10 protein-coding genes are annotated in these 13990 nt (G+C 54.4%); 2 read left to right on the forward strand and 8 right to left on the reverse strand.

The window, feature by feature from the left end; genetic code table 11:
* Positions 1-387 precede the first annotated feature (387 nt).
* The 6 genes from ABD892_RS15150 to ABD892_RS15175 form a co-directional block, all read right to left on the reverse strand.
* Positions 388-1149: an ABC transporter permease gene (locus ABD892_RS15150; protein WP_345196710.1), complete on the reverse strand. Its 762-nt coding sequence runs from the start codon at positions 1147-1149 to the stop codon at positions 388-390.
* Positions 1150-1151: 2 nt separating this feature from the next.
* A complete protein-coding gene (locus ABD892_RS15155; RefSeq protein WP_345196711.1) occupies positions 1152-1841 on the reverse strand; it encodes an ABC transporter permease in 690 nt (229 codons plus the stop codon).
* A 63-nt stretch (positions 1842-1904) separates the two neighbouring features.
* Complete coding sequence (locus tag ABD892_RS15160) at positions 1905-2660, reverse strand: transporter substrate-binding domain-containing protein (protein ID WP_345196712.1); 756 nt, start codon at positions 2658-2660, stop codon at positions 1905-1907.
* 89 nt (positions 2661-2749) lie between these two features.
* Positions 2750-3523, reverse strand: a complete 774-nt coding sequence (locus ABD892_RS15165; protein ID WP_345196713.1) for an ABC transporter ATP-binding protein — start codon at positions 3521-3523, stop codon at positions 2750-2752.
* A 477-nt stretch (positions 3524-4000) separates the two neighbouring features.
* Complete coding sequence (locus ABD892_RS15170; RefSeq protein ID WP_345196714.1) at positions 4001-4717, reverse strand: SIMPL domain-containing protein; 717 nt, start codon at positions 4715-4717, stop codon at positions 4001-4003.
* A gap of 21 nt (positions 4718-4738) precedes the next feature.
* Positions 4739-5782 carry a GlxA family transcriptional regulator gene (locus ABD892_RS15175; RefSeq protein ID WP_345196715.1) on the reverse strand — a complete coding sequence of 348 codons (1044 nt, stop codon included), beginning with the start codon at positions 5780-5782 and terminating at the stop codon, positions 4739-4741.
* Positions 5783-6149: 367 nt separating this feature from the next.
* Between ABD892_RS15175 and ABD892_RS15180 the strand changes: the two genes are divergently transcribed.
* Together ABD892_RS15180 and ABD892_RS15185 are read left to right on the forward strand one after the other, a co-directional pair.
* Positions 6150-10970: an NAD-glutamate dehydrogenase gene (locus ABD892_RS15180; RefSeq protein WP_345196716.1), complete on the forward strand. Its 4821-nt coding sequence runs from the start codon at positions 6150-6152 to the stop codon at positions 10968-10970.
* Between the two features lie 130 nt (positions 10971-11100).
* Positions 11101-12327: an aspartate aminotransferase family protein gene (locus ABD892_RS15185; protein WP_345196717.1), complete on the forward strand. Its 1227-nt coding sequence runs from the start codon at positions 11101-11103 to the stop codon at positions 12325-12327.
* Positions 12328-12418: 91 nt separating this feature from the next.
* Here ABD892_RS15185 and ABD892_RS15190 read toward each other — a convergent pair whose 3' ends face one another.
* Both ABD892_RS15190 and ABD892_RS15195 read right to left on the reverse strand, forming a co-directional pair.
* Positions 12419-13057 (reverse strand): LysE family translocator, encoded by a 639-nt coding sequence (locus ABD892_RS15190; RefSeq protein WP_345196718.1) that lies wholly within the window; start codon positions 13055-13057, stop codon positions 12419-12421.
* A gap of 106 nt (positions 13058-13163) precedes the next feature.
* Entirely contained in the window at positions 13164-13724 is a 561-nt protein-coding gene (locus ABD892_RS15195; protein ID WP_345196719.1) for a hypothetical protein, read from the reverse strand.
* Between the last annotated feature and the right edge of the window lie 266 nt (positions 13725-13990).

A 13990-nucleotide genomic window follows, 5' to 3' on the forward strand; every position in this document is an offset into this window, starting at 1 on the left:
AGCTAAAGCGAAACTTTGTCAGTGTCGTAGCTCTGGCTTGTGCTTTTGTCTGGTTACCAATGTGAAACGTCAACAGCTCCTAAAACCGAGTCATTGGAGATGGGAAATGGCTATTATCTCAGTACTCATGAAGCCGTAATCCCGGGGTTATGTGATGAACTGTTATCTCACCGTTTAGATCATGAGAATACTGATGCCAGCCGTCAGGACGAACTGGAAAAATCGATGCGTCGATTTGACGAGATTTATGAGGCGGTCATGAGAAAGCATAATTGGCGGCCTGCCGTCGATGCTTAGGATGGAGTATTTCTGGGGAGTATTTTTACATTGATGCCTGTGTACAGGTTACTGATCATAAGGGGCCTTAATAAGGCCCCTTTTTAGTGTTTAGTAGGAGGTTACTTTTTCAGTCATAACTGAACCTGTTTCCGAGGAATCATTTACTTTTTTAGCGACGGGTTTACGCTTTGCATTCAGATGTGCGTTGAAGCGCTTTTCCAGCAGTCTGAAACCACCCATCATAATCAGGCTCAGTACCAGGTAGCAGGCGCCTGCCGCCAGGAAGATTTCAATCGGTGTATAGGTGCGGGCAATGATGGTTCTGGCCATACCGGTAAGATCCAGCAGGGTAATGGTACTGGCCAGGGCGCTACTCTTAAGCATCAGGATCACTTCGTTGCCGTAAGCCGGCAGGATCATGCCGAAGGCGCGGGGCAGGAGTACACGACGGTACATCTGCACCTTGCTCATGCCCAGTACACGACAAGCTTCAATTTCTCCCTTGGGAATAGATGCCAGTGCGCCTCTGAGGATTTCGGCAGAGTATGCTGAGGTATTCAGGCAGAAGGCGATGATCGCACACCAGTAGGGTTCTCGCAGATAAGGCCAGAAAACGCTTTCCCGGACAACCTCGAACTGCGCCAGTCCGTAATAGACCAGAAATAGCTGAACCAGCAGCGGGGTGCCGCGAAAAAAGAAGATATAGCTGTAGGGCAGCGACTTGATCCAGAGCTTGTCGGAATGGCGCGCCAGGCCGATGGGCAGTGCCAGTGCAGCGCCGAGAATGCCGGAGACGAGCACCAGTTGCACGGTCATCCAGGTGCCTTCCATCAGGCGGGGAAAATAGTCGATGACAACACTGAAATCCATAATCAGGCCCTCGCGACGCCGCGGTTAGCGCGTTTTTCCAGGTAGTGGAGACCGATCATGGTGACAATGGTCAGCAGCAGGTACATGAAGGCTGCAGCCAGATAGAAAGTGAACGGTTCCTTGGTGTAATTCACGGCCACACTGGCCTTACGCATGATGTCGTCCAATCCGATGACCGACACCAGCGCGGTATCCTTGAGCAGTACGAGGAACAGGTTGCCAAGCCCCGGCAACGCGAGTCGCCAGACCTGGGGCAGGGTAATACGGAAAAAGATATGCAGTTTGCTCATGCCCAGGGCCAGACCGGCTTCACGTTGTCCGGCAGGGATGGACTGAATCGCGCCTCGGAAGACTTCTGTCGCATAAGCACCAAAGGTCAGGCCGAGTGCCGTGACACCGGCAGCAAAGGGGCCGATCTCAATGTATTCGTCGTAACCGAATTGGCTGGCAATGCCCATCAGCACCGTGGTGGCGCCGAAATAAATGATCAGTACCGTCAGGAGTTCCGGCAGACCACGGACCAGGCCGGTGTAGCCGGAGGCAATGGCACGGGCCACGCGGAAGCGGGACAGTTTCGCGGATGCGCCCAGCAGTCCCAGTATCAGGCCTACTGCCAGGGCAGCCAGCGCCAGCTTGACGGTGACAATTGCCCCTGCCAGAAGCTGGTCTTCAAAGCCATGCAGTTCAAGCATGCATACATCCTCTACTTGCAGGAAGGGGGAGCGGCATGGCCGCTCCGTGTCCGGGATGACCTATTAGTAGATGGAGAAGGGGAAGTATTTGGCGTTGATCTCGGCATAGGTGCCGTCAGCAACGATGGCCTGCAGAGCGCGGTTCAGTTTGTCACGCAGCTCCTGGTCATTCTTGCGAACAGCAATGCCGATCTTGTCGTTTTTGTTGAAGGCTTCACCCTTGTATTCAAAGCCGGGTTCGTTTTTCAGCCACTCATAGGTCGGCAGTTCATCGGAGATGGCGCCATCCAGTCGGCCGGACTTCAGGTCCAGGTAGACACTGTCGTTGGTATCATACAGTTTCACATTCACGACATCTGACAGGTTATCTTCCAGATAGATACCACCGACGGTCGCGCGCTGGGCACCAATGGTCTTGCCCTTTAGGGCTTCAACGGTGGTATCGAAATCCTTGTCCTTGGCGGCGACAAAGCGCAGGCCACCGGAATAGTAGGGATCGGTGAAATCAACGACGCGCTGGCGCTCTTCGGTGATAGACATGGAGGCGATAATGGCGTCAAACTTCCGAACCTTCAGGCCGGGAATCAGGCCGTCCCAATCCTGGGTGACCATTTCACATTCCGCCTGCAGTTTTTCACACAGGGCGTCGGCGATATCCACATCAAAGCCCTGGGGCTTGCCAGTCTCGTCAATGAAGTTAAAGAGCGCCCAGGCACCTTCGGTGGCGAAGCGGATCTTTTCAGCAGCCATGGCGCTACCGGCGCTGATAGCGAGGCTGGCGGCGACAAACGTGGAAAGCAGTTTATTCTTGATTTTCATGGTGTTTTTCCTGTTCCGTTGTTTTTTACTGCAGGCCTAGGTATGGCCATTTATCGTTGTTAACGGTATGACACGTCTGTTGTCCGGTATCAGAAAATGCTGGAAACAAAAGCCTTGCAACGTTCTGATGTCGGGTTGCCAAACACCTGGGCTGGTGGGCCAAACTCTTCTACCTTACCCTGATGCAGGAACATAACCTGACTGGACACTTCCCGGGCAAAGGCCATTTCATGCGTCACGATCAGCATGGTACGGCCTTCTTCCGCCAGACTGCGGATGACATTCAGTACTTCGCCGACCAGTTCGGGATCCAGCGCAGAGGTGGGTTCATCAAAAAGCATGACCTGTGGATCCATAGCCAATGCCCGGGCAATAGCTACACGCTGCTGCTGTCCACCGGAAAGCTGGCTAGGGTAAAAATCTTTGCGCTCGTACATGCCGACCTTGTGCAGCAGGCGTTCGGCATTTTCAACGGCTTCGGCTTTTTTCTGTTTCAGGACATTGACGGGTGCCTCAATGACATTTTCCATAATGGTCATGTGGGGCCAGAGATTGAAGTTCTGGAAAACAAAACCGAGGCGTTCGCGCATCAGGGTGAGTTGCTTATGATTGGCTGCATCCAAGTCGCCGGAGCGTGCCCGTTTCAGGGCCAGCGCTTCACCGCTGATCGTGATTTCACCCTCAGTCGGTTGTTCGAGCAGGTTGATACAGCGCAGGAAGGTACTTTTCCCTGAGCCGCTGGAACCGATAATGGAGACCACATCACCATCGTGGGCCGTCAGGTCGATGCCTTTGAGCACTTCATCCTGACCGAAGGTCTTATGCAGGTTCCTGATTTCTATTGCAGCGGGACCGGTTGACATCGTTATTATCTCCGCTGAATCCCGGTTTGCAGGTGCTGGCAGGTTACTCCACCCGAAGGTCATGCCAGTGTCGTTTACGACGCCTTGTTACCGGGACCCGATCGTATTGCATCCACTGCCAGAGAGCAGATAGACACCTTGTTATCGTGTTATTTGATTGTGTCGGGTAATCAAATTACCAGACAACAGTAAAATAAGTTTTCAGAATCGGACATTTTATTGTCTCATGGCGTCTTTTGGTTAAAGGGTGTTCAAACCATTGTCGTGTGATTGGGTTTTGTTGCTGCAAGTCATTGCTTTACCTGAATAGGGCATTCTCTGCCACAGGACTGTGTAGATTGCTCCGATGATGCTCGTTCCCATGAAGTGCCTACACGGCATTACTGGCTACTGCGCCGACCTCCTGAGCACTTGAGTATTTCTGTGGCTGGCAGGACGCAGTATCCGCTATTCTGCGTCCCTCTCCCGTCTGAAGGATCAATCGGTCAGATAGTACTCAATGGTGGAAATCACTCGCACTTTCTTGATGTAAGGCGTGTTTTTATCCCGATCCGTAATCTGGAAAACGCCCTGGCGGGCTGATTTGATTTTGCCCAGCCGACTGTCGGAATCCTGCGCGAACTTCTCACCTACTTCCCGGGCATTCCGGGTGGCTTCTTCAATCATGGCAGGTTTCAGGGTATTGAGGCCGGTGAACAGGTATTCGGTGCGGGCTTCGTAGTCATTGCTGGCGATGGCAATGCCGGCTGCTGCCAGCTCCAGAATCTCCTGCCGTGCCTGGCGTACCCGATCCACATTGGTTGTGTAGACGGTGACATCAGACTCCGCCGTATAACGGAATTTGTTCTGGCCGGTATTGTAGTTCAGGGTCTCGCTATCGGTGATTGCCGGTGGGTTGATGGAAATGTCCTGGTCGGTAAAGCCCCGGTCATGGAGGAAGGTGACAATCTTGTCATTCTTGATCTGGATATCCTTGACCAGTGTGCCCAGGTCGTTAGCCCCTTCCCGGAACCGGATCGGCCAGATGGCGACATCAGCGGGGACTTCTTTTTCAGCCAGCCCCTTGGCGACGACGGTTCGGTTCATTTGCTTGAAGGTGATCAGTCCGTCGGCGAGCTGGTAGCCCAGCAGTCCGAAGGCGACGATGAGACAGCCACCCAGGATGATGGCCGGAAACCGTGCTGATGATCGCATGTCGCTTTCCTCTCTGATAAATCACTCTAACGTGATATGAAGGCTGTCGGGCGCTTCCAGGGCCTTGCGTTCTTCCCGGGGTGTCTGGCCGTAGTGATTTTTATAGGCCGTGCTGAAATGGGAGGCGCTGGTAAACCCGCAGGCCAGCCCGACCTGGAGAATCGATTTATCCGATTCCCGAAGCAGGCGGCGGGCTTTTTCCATGCGGATATTAAAGTAGAACCGGGAGGGTACCGCCTGCAGGTGTTTTTTGAATAACCGCTCGAGGTGTCGGCGGGACAGGCCGACATGGAAGGCGATGTCATCTGTGGATAACGGCTCTTCAATATTGCTTTCCATCAGGGTGACCGCTTCCACAAGTTTGGGCTGGCGTGCGCCAATGCGGTGCTGCAGGGGCACCCGTTGGGGATCTTTGGCAGTACGGATCCGTTCGCAGACAAACTGTTCCGAGATGGAGGCCGCCAGCTCCATGCCGTGGCGCTGGCCGATCAGGAACAGCATCATATCCATGGCGGCAGTGCCACCGCTGCAGGTGTAGCGCTGGCCATCCACTTCGAAGAGGTTGTTGGTCACCCGTATCAGCGGAAACTCATCGCGCAGGTTTTCGTAATCCCACCAGTGGATCGTGGCGCGGCAGCCATCCAGCACGCCGGCACAGGCCAGCAGGTAGGAACCGGTACCGATGCCGCCCAACGCCGCCTTGTTCTGCTTTTGTTGTCGCAACCAGGCAATAATATTCTCGTTCCCGGTGCGCGCCACGGGACTGGCGCCGACCACGAACAGGGTGTCAATGTTGATCGCATCGCGAATCCCGCAGTCGACTTCTGTGATAACACCGGCGGAACTGGCGACAGCCTTGCCATCGTGGCTGATCAAGCTATGTTCATACAGGCTTTCGCCGGTAATCAGGTTGGCCATGCGTAGCGGTTCGATCGCCGAGGAAAAGGCGATCAGGGAGAAATTAGGCAGTAACAGGAAGCCGGTCCGGTGAGCCCGGTGATTGGGTGGCTGCAACAGCGAATTGCCTGCCGATTCGGCGGGTTGGTGATTGAATACGTGCGACAATGGTGACTCACCCCTGAAATCTGCAAGAACAACAGTACGGCTTCGCTGGATGTGGTCGGTAACCGGATTGCTGCCGGTGTCTATGGAGGCAATAGGCGGTTTCTGACACCGGATATCCTAATGGATGGCGAATAAATGACAAATGCTTTTTCGTGGCCATCATTGATATGGGTCGTCTCATCACAATGTCAGACTGACGCAAGTCAATGTCGCATTCGGGCAATTTGGCGGTGTGGCTTTCCTTGATAATCAAGTGCAAATACCTACGAAAGCACGGTTTTGATAGCGTCTGGGGATGGTCGGGTGCGGAAAGTCCGATACTTTGGCCTGTCAGGCGGGATTCCCTCACACGTACTGATGTTTCGCTATGAATACCTTTATAGACCTTCGCAAGTTCAGCTCCGACCAGGCCAAACTCTGGGTGCGGGAGCGCATGCCCTCCGATGACATTGGCCAGGCGCTGCGTCTGGCGGACATCTACTATCGCCATGCCCGGAGCACCGAGCCGGTAGACGGTGGCGCCGATGAGATGTATGGCGCTTTCCTCTGCCTGTGGCAGTTCATTCAGCAACGGCCGGCCGGGCAGTCCCTGGTGCGCGCCTATAACCCGACGCCGGAAGAACATCAGTGGCACTCCACACACAGCGTGATCGAGATCCTGTCTGGCGATATGCCATTCCTGGTGTCGTCCATGATCATGGAACTGGATCGCCAGGAGTTGCATATTCATGGCCTGACTCACCCGGTGATCAACGTTGTACGTGACAAACAGGGGAAACTACAGTCTGTTCACGACCATGATGAAACGATCAAGGGTAGCCACCCCGAAGCCCTGATCCGGATTGAGATCGAGCGCCAGCCGGATGAGGCATCCCTGCAACAGGTGGTCACGATGATTCGCCAGGTGCTGGCCGATGTCCACCGGGTCATTGATGACTGGCCGCGGATGCAGGCGACCCTGGATGAAGCGATTGACTACTGTGCCAGCCATACCCAGCCGGTTGCGGCGGATGAGCTGGAGGAAACCCTCGCCTTCCTGCGCTGGCTCAAGGAAGACAACTTCCTGTTCATCGGTTATCGCTATTACGAACTGGCGCAGGACGGTTGCCAGGCCAAGCTGTGCATTCGGGATGATTCCGGCCTGGGCACGTTCCGGAAAGAAGTCAGTGACAGCCCGAAGGAAATCCCTCTGCCTGAGTCCCTGGTAGAAAAGCTTCAGGAGCCGGAACTGCTGGTGATCACCAAGTCCACCACCCGTTCCACCATCCAGCGTCCGGCCCACCTGGATTACCTGGGTATCAAGCATTTTGACGAGAAGGGCAACGTTGTCGGTGAGTGGCGCTTCTTTGGCCTGTTCTCTTCCAAGGCGTATAGCGCTCCGCTGGAACAGGTGCCATTACTGCGGGTCAAGGTGCAGAAGCTGCTGGACAGTGCGGATGTGCCGGTGAACAGCCACGCGGGCCGTGCGTTGCGGCACATTGTGAATCAGTATCCACGGGATGAGCTGCTGCAGGCTGGTTTCGATAACCTGCACGAGATCATTATGGGGGTGCTGGAGTGCCAGGAGCGTCGTGAACTCCGGGTCTTTATCCGCCCTGACAGCTATGGCCGTTTCATCAACGCCATGGTGTATGTGCCCCGGGATCGTTTCAATACCGAATTCCGGCTGAAGCTGCAGCAGATTCTGTTGCAGGAGCTGGATGGCCACAGTATTGATTTCAGCGTGCAACTCTCTGAGAACCCGCTGGCCCAGGTGCAGTTCACCGTGCATTGCCAGGATGCCAATGACAAGGCGGTGGATGTCCTGCAGCTGGAAACCCTTATGACCGACGCCATGATGGTGTGGCAGGACCACCTGCAGAAGGCGCTGGTTGACAGCGCCGGTGAAGCACAGGGCAGTCATCTCGCCCGCCGCTACGTGAATGCGTTTCCGGCGGCCTACCGTGAAGATAACCATCCCCGTCAGGCTGTAGCGGATATCGAGCGACTGGAAGGGCTGGAAAACGGTCATTCCCTGCATACCCTGCTGTACCATCCGGTGAACGACTTTGATCGTCTGCATTTCCGGGTACTGGGCCAGGGGGACATGCTGGCGCTGTCGGATGTTCTGCCCATTCTGGAGCATATGGGGGTACGTACCCTGAGCGCCCGCCCCTATAGTGTCAGCCCACGGGATGGTGAACGGGCCTGGGTGCTTGATTTCGCCATCGCGGCCTGTAACGGCCTGGATATGGATGACAACGGCGTGCGAAACCAATTCCAGGAAACCTTTGTTAACACCTGGAAAGGGACTGTAGAAAATGACGGCTTTAATGCGCTGGTGATCAGTGCTGGCCTGGGTTGCCGACAGATTGTGCTGCTGCGTGCCCTGGCCAAGTACCTGCTGCAGTTACAGGTGCCGTTCAGCCAGAAATCCATGGAGCAGGCCCTGAATGGCAACCCCGCCATTACCCGCATCCTGGTGAAGCTGTTTGAAACCCGGTTTGATCCTGCGTTCAGCAAGAAACGTGAAAAGGCAATTGAGCAGTTGCTGACACAGCTGGACACAGAACTGGATGCCGTCAGCAACCTGGATGAAGACCGTATCCTGCGTCACTACCTCAGTGTGATCCAGGCCATGCTGCGTACCAACTATTACCAGCGTACGACAGAGGGCGGATATAAACCCTGCCTCTCCTTCAAGGTCAGCCCTGAACAGATTCCGGCCGCACCGTTGCCCCGGCCCAAGTTTGAGATATTTGTCTATTCCCCACGGGTGGAAGGTGTCCATATGCGCGGTGGCAAGGTCGCTCGTGGCGGTCTGCGCTGGTCGGATCGCCGGGAAGATTTCCGTACCGAGGTATTGGGACTGGTCAAGGCACAGTTGGTCAAGAACGCCGTGATTGTGCCGGTCGGCGCCAAGGGTGGATTTATCCCCAAACAGCTGCCGTCTGATGGTGGTCGTGAAGCGCTGATGGCGGAAGGTATCGCCAGTTATCGGGTCTTTATCAGCGGCCTGCTGGATATCACCGACAACCTGGTTCAGGGGGACGTCGTGCCGCCGCAGGATGTGGTGCGTCATGATGAAGATGACCCCTACCTGGTGGTGGCTGCTGACAAGGGAACCGCGACCTTCTCCGATATTGCCAACGATATGTCCGCCCGGTACGACTTCTGGCTCGGTGATGCGTTTGCCTCCGGTGGCAGCCAGGGGTATGACCATAAGAAAATGGGTATCACCGCCCGTGGCGCATGGGAATCAGTCAAGCGGCTGTTCCGTGAACGGGGTGTGGATACCCAGCAGGAAGACTTCACCGTGGTCGGTGTCGGTGATATGGCTGGGGATGTTTTCGGTAATGGTATGTTGCTGTCCGAACATATCCGTCTGGTAGCGGCGTTCAACCATATGCATATCTTTATTGATCCGCAGCCGGATGCCGAAACGTCGTTTGTTGAACGTCAGCGGCTGTTCAATCTGCCCCGTTCCTCCTGGGAAGATTACGATAAATCGCTGATTTCCAAAGGGGGCGGAATCTTCAGCCGTCAGGCCAAATCCATTAGCCTGACCCCGGAAATGCGCAAAGCGCTGGGTATTGAGGGCAAAGTTCGCTCCATGACGCCGTCGGATCTCATCCGGGCGATATTGATGGCACCGGTGGACCTGCTCTGGAACGGCGGTATCGGCACCTATGTCAAAGCTTCTACGGAAACCCATCTCCAGGTGGGAGACCGGGCTAACGACAGTGTCCGTATTGATGCGCCGGAACTGCGGGCCGCTGTGGTCGGTGAAGGCGGCAATTTGGGCATCACCCAGCGTGCCCGGATTGAAATTGCTCGCAACGGAGGCCTGATCACCACGGATGCGGTGGATAACTCCGGCGGTGTCGACAGCTCCGACCACGAAGTGAATATCAAGATTCTGCTCAATCAGGTGGTGGCCGACGGGGATATGACCGTCAAGCAGCGCAACACTCTGCTGGCCAGCATGACCGATGAAGTGGCCGGGCTGGTATTGCGGCACAACTTCTTGCAGAGTCAGCGATTGAGCCTTAGCACGCACCAGTCTGCGGCGCTGTTCAACGACCACCGGTATCTGCTTCGCACACTGGAAGAGGAAGGTCGCCTTAACCGTCAGCTGGAATGTCTGCCGTCTGACCAGGAAATCAAGGAACGTGCAAAGGCCGGGGAAGGGTTGTCACGGCCGGAAATCTCGGTGCTGCTCTCGTATTCCAAGCTCAAGCTGTTTGACAACCTGGTCGAAGCGCAGGTCGATCAGGATGCCAGTCTGGCCAAAGAGCTGCCGCGCTACTTCCCGACCGCCTTGCGGAAACCATTTGTTGACTGCCTAGATCAGCACCCGTTGAAGACGGAAATCCTGGCTACCCATATTGCCAACATGCTCGGTAACCGGATGGGTGCCACCTTTGTGGACTACCTGCAGAATGAAACCCGGTGCCAGCCTATTGATGCTGTGCGGGCGTATGCTGCGGTGCGGGACATCTTCGATGTACGGTCAATCTGGGATCAGTTCGAACAGTTGGGTCTGCATGTGGATGATGTTGTCCAGCGTGAAGAGTTGACCCGGGTGCAGCGCCATGTGGAGAAAGCCTGCATCTGGATGCTGCGGAATCATGGCACAGGTCTGGATATTGAGGCACTGGTCAACACCTATCGTCCTGGTGTTGAAACGGTAGCCGCCGACTTGGCCGGTTTCCTGGGCGAGAGTGACCGGGCATTGTTGGCAGAGCGTCAGCAGGCACTGGTGGAAGCGGGTATGCCGGAAGACCTGGCGTTGACCTGCGCAAGCTTCCGCTACCTGTACTATGTGCTGGATATCGTCAGCATCGCGACGCGCAATGACCAGTCGGTTAAGGCGACAGCCACCGTTTATTTCGGTCTGGAAGATCGCCTGACCCTGAACTGGTTGCGCAACCAGGTTCGCGGCCTGCCCGAGGGGGATCTCTGGCAGCGTAAGGCCAAGGCCTCCCTGCGCGACCAGCTGGATCGCAGCCTTGGTGAAAATACCGGCAGCATTGTCAGTGGTGAAGGCGGTGATCCGCTGGTGAAACTGAATGCCTGGCTGGACTTGAGTGCGATTCCGGTGAACCGCTGGCAGCGTACCATGTCGGACATTGAAAATGCCGGCAAGCCCGACCTGGCCATGCTCTCCGTGGCCATGCAGGATCTTGCCCTGCTGGCCAATGGGTAAGTCGACGAAACAGACGTGATACCGGACGTCCCTGGCCAGTGATTGGCCGGGGGCTTCCGGGCAAAACGGACAACAACCCGACAATAACGAAAGAACGACAGTAACAGGATAAAAATTCCAGGAGTAAGCGATGACAGAACAGAAAGTGACGCGGGCGACCTTTGACGAAGTCATGGTACCTAACTACAAGCCGCAGGATATGGTGCCGGTACGTGGTGAAGGTTCCCGGGTCTGGGACCAGAACGGAAAAGAATACCTGGATTTTACCGGCGGTATTGCCGTCAATGCCCTGGGGCATGCAAACCCCCGCCTGGTCAAGGTACTGCAGGAACAAAGCGAAAAACTATGGCACCTGAGTAATGTCTACACCAACGAGCCGGCGCTGAAACTGGCAAAGCGTCTGACTGAACTGACATTTGCTGACAAGGTCTTTTTCTGTAACTCCGGTGGTGAGGCTAACGAGGCAGCTTTCAAACTGGTGCGCAAATACGCCTACGACAACGTGGGTCCGGAAAAGCATGAGATCATCTCTTTCCGGCAGTCATTCCACGGTCGTACGCTGTTTACCGTGTCCGTTGGCGGTCAGGAAAAGTACCGCAAGGGTTTCGAGCCGGTGCCTGAAGGCATCACCCATGTTGAATTCAACAATCTGGACGCGCTGAAGGCTGCCATGTCTGACCGTACCTGTGCGGTTGTTATGGAACCCATCCAGGGGGAAGGCGGGATTATTCCTGCGGATCCTGAGTTTGTCCGTGGTGTCCGTGAACTGTGTGACCAGCACAATGCCCTGCTGGTGTTCGATGAAATCCAGACCGGTGTTGGCCGGACCGGCCACTTCTATGCCTACATGGAACTGGGGGTGGAGCCTGATGTGCTGACCACGGCTAAGGCATTGGGTGGCGGTTTTCCGATTGGCGCCATGCTGACCACGGACAAATGCGCGGAAAGCCTTGGTTTTGGTACCCACGGCAGCACTTATGGTGGTAACCCTCTGGGTTGTGCCGTGGCACTGGAAGTGGTGAATACCATCAGTGATGAACAGATGCTGGCGGATGTACAGCGCAAGCACGGGCTGTTCGTTGAAGAACTGGATCGTATCAACCATGAACACGGTATCTTCGAAGAAGTCCGTGGTAAAGGCCTGCTGATTGGCGGTGCCTTGAAGCCGGAATGGCATGGCCAGGGCGCCCGTTTCCTGGCGGCCGCCCGTGCCGAAGGTCTGATGCTGCTGGTGGCCGGTCCCCAGGTACTGCGGATGGCGCCGGCGCTGAATATTACCGATGATGAGATCCGCGAAGGCATGCAGCGGTTTGCCCGTGCAGTTGCCAAAGTGGTGACAGAAGGCCCCGAAGCTTAATCGTTATCGTCGCCATAAGCCGTTATTGCAGGCTTATGGCGACCTCTCTTCTTCAGAGCTGTTCTGTATCTTCTCTGGCGTCTGAATTCAATCAAGTTTCAGATACATTGGTTTGCTGTGCATAAAACAGTAAGCCAATGCCCAGTGTTATAAGCAGCAAGCCTGTAAGCCAATGAATCAGAGGCGATGTGTCGCGTTTGGCGAATCGCTGTTTTCCGAGGAAGACCATGATTTCAACCAATACCAGGTAATAAAGCAGCGCCAGTACGCTGGCTGTGTAGCCTAAAACGATAAATTGTCTGGTGACGGTATCCCCGGCATTGAAGTCAATGAATTGAGGTAGCAGAGCCTGAAAGAAAAGGAATGCCTTGGGGTTTAATGCATTTGTAAAAAAAGCCTGAATAAAGGGGCGGCTGTCGCTATTTTGAGTGAAGGTTGGCGGTAGCCGGGCGCTTTTGATTATGCTCAGGCCTGTGTACACCAGGTATAAGGCACCTACACATTTGATGGTTGTGAACAGAAAAGGGAAGGTGCGCAACAGTGCTGATAAACCGAATGCAGTGAGCGACGCCTGCAAGCAGGAACTGGCACTGACGCCAAGCGCTGCCTTGATACCACACCAGCGTCCCTTAATCGTACTCCAGTATATGATCACTAACATATCTGGCCCTGGAACCAGTAACGCTAACAATAAAACGGTGGTGAAAAGACACCAGGCATCAAGCGTCATAACAGGTCTGAGAATTGTATGAATCCGTCAACACGTGGCGACCTTGTAGTCTACGCTCTGTGGGCATAATCAACAATTCACTCGAACACCGCCAGAATCTGTTAATCTAGTCTAACTCAATAATGCCGTCATAATGGGGGTTAAAGGTTAATAGGCGTGACTGTGTGTTGTAGTTACCAAAAATCAAGGAACGATCAATGCTATTGGGCACATTGACTTCACATTGAGGCATTCTGACGCGATAACCATATGCCCGTGATGAATAGGTAATATCGATGGAGAAGGGGTGCTCGAAAAGATCAATGATATAGACATTTGTCAGCCTAAACATCGAACAGAAGTAAATGGCGTAATTGTAATCATAGGTAGTTGATATGCCAGCCTTTAACGTTTTTCCCGACATGCTTCTTCCCGACACGGTATCAAAGTCCAACTTATACTCCCTTGCGTTAATATACTGTTGAGTAAAGCCATGCTCGAAGAAGTATTCTATTCCCCGAAAGACTTTGACCCCGTTTTCTTCTTCATGAAAACCATCATCTGCTCGAAAAACAACGCCTTTATACAACACGGCTGGATTCTGCCTGCTCTCTGAAGGAATCCGTCGGGCCCAATACTTGTTTGGTAAATCTGCAATAATTGAGGGCGGCACCGTTTTAGTTTCCATCTTAATAATCTCGAATTAGTCTGGATGTTGGCGTGCAGCTGGATTTAATCAAAATAAGCGTAACAGGCTTCCCTGTCTCAGCGCCGTTTTGCTTTAAAGCATAGGTGCCTCTGCTTCACTGATGGGATCATTCAGGTAGTTTCTCGATTGGCTGTTGATGGGGCTTTTTGAGATATTGATCGGCAGGTAAGTACTCAAAAACCGGTACATAAGGCGATTTCACGTTCTGCCGCCTAAGCTCATCCCCATGTTCCCATTACCGCCTG

It is taken from the genome of Kistimonas scapharcae (assembly GCF_039540975.1).
Lineage (GTDB): Bacteria > Pseudomonadota > Gammaproteobacteria > Pseudomonadales > Endozoicomonadaceae > Kistimonas > Kistimonas scapharcae.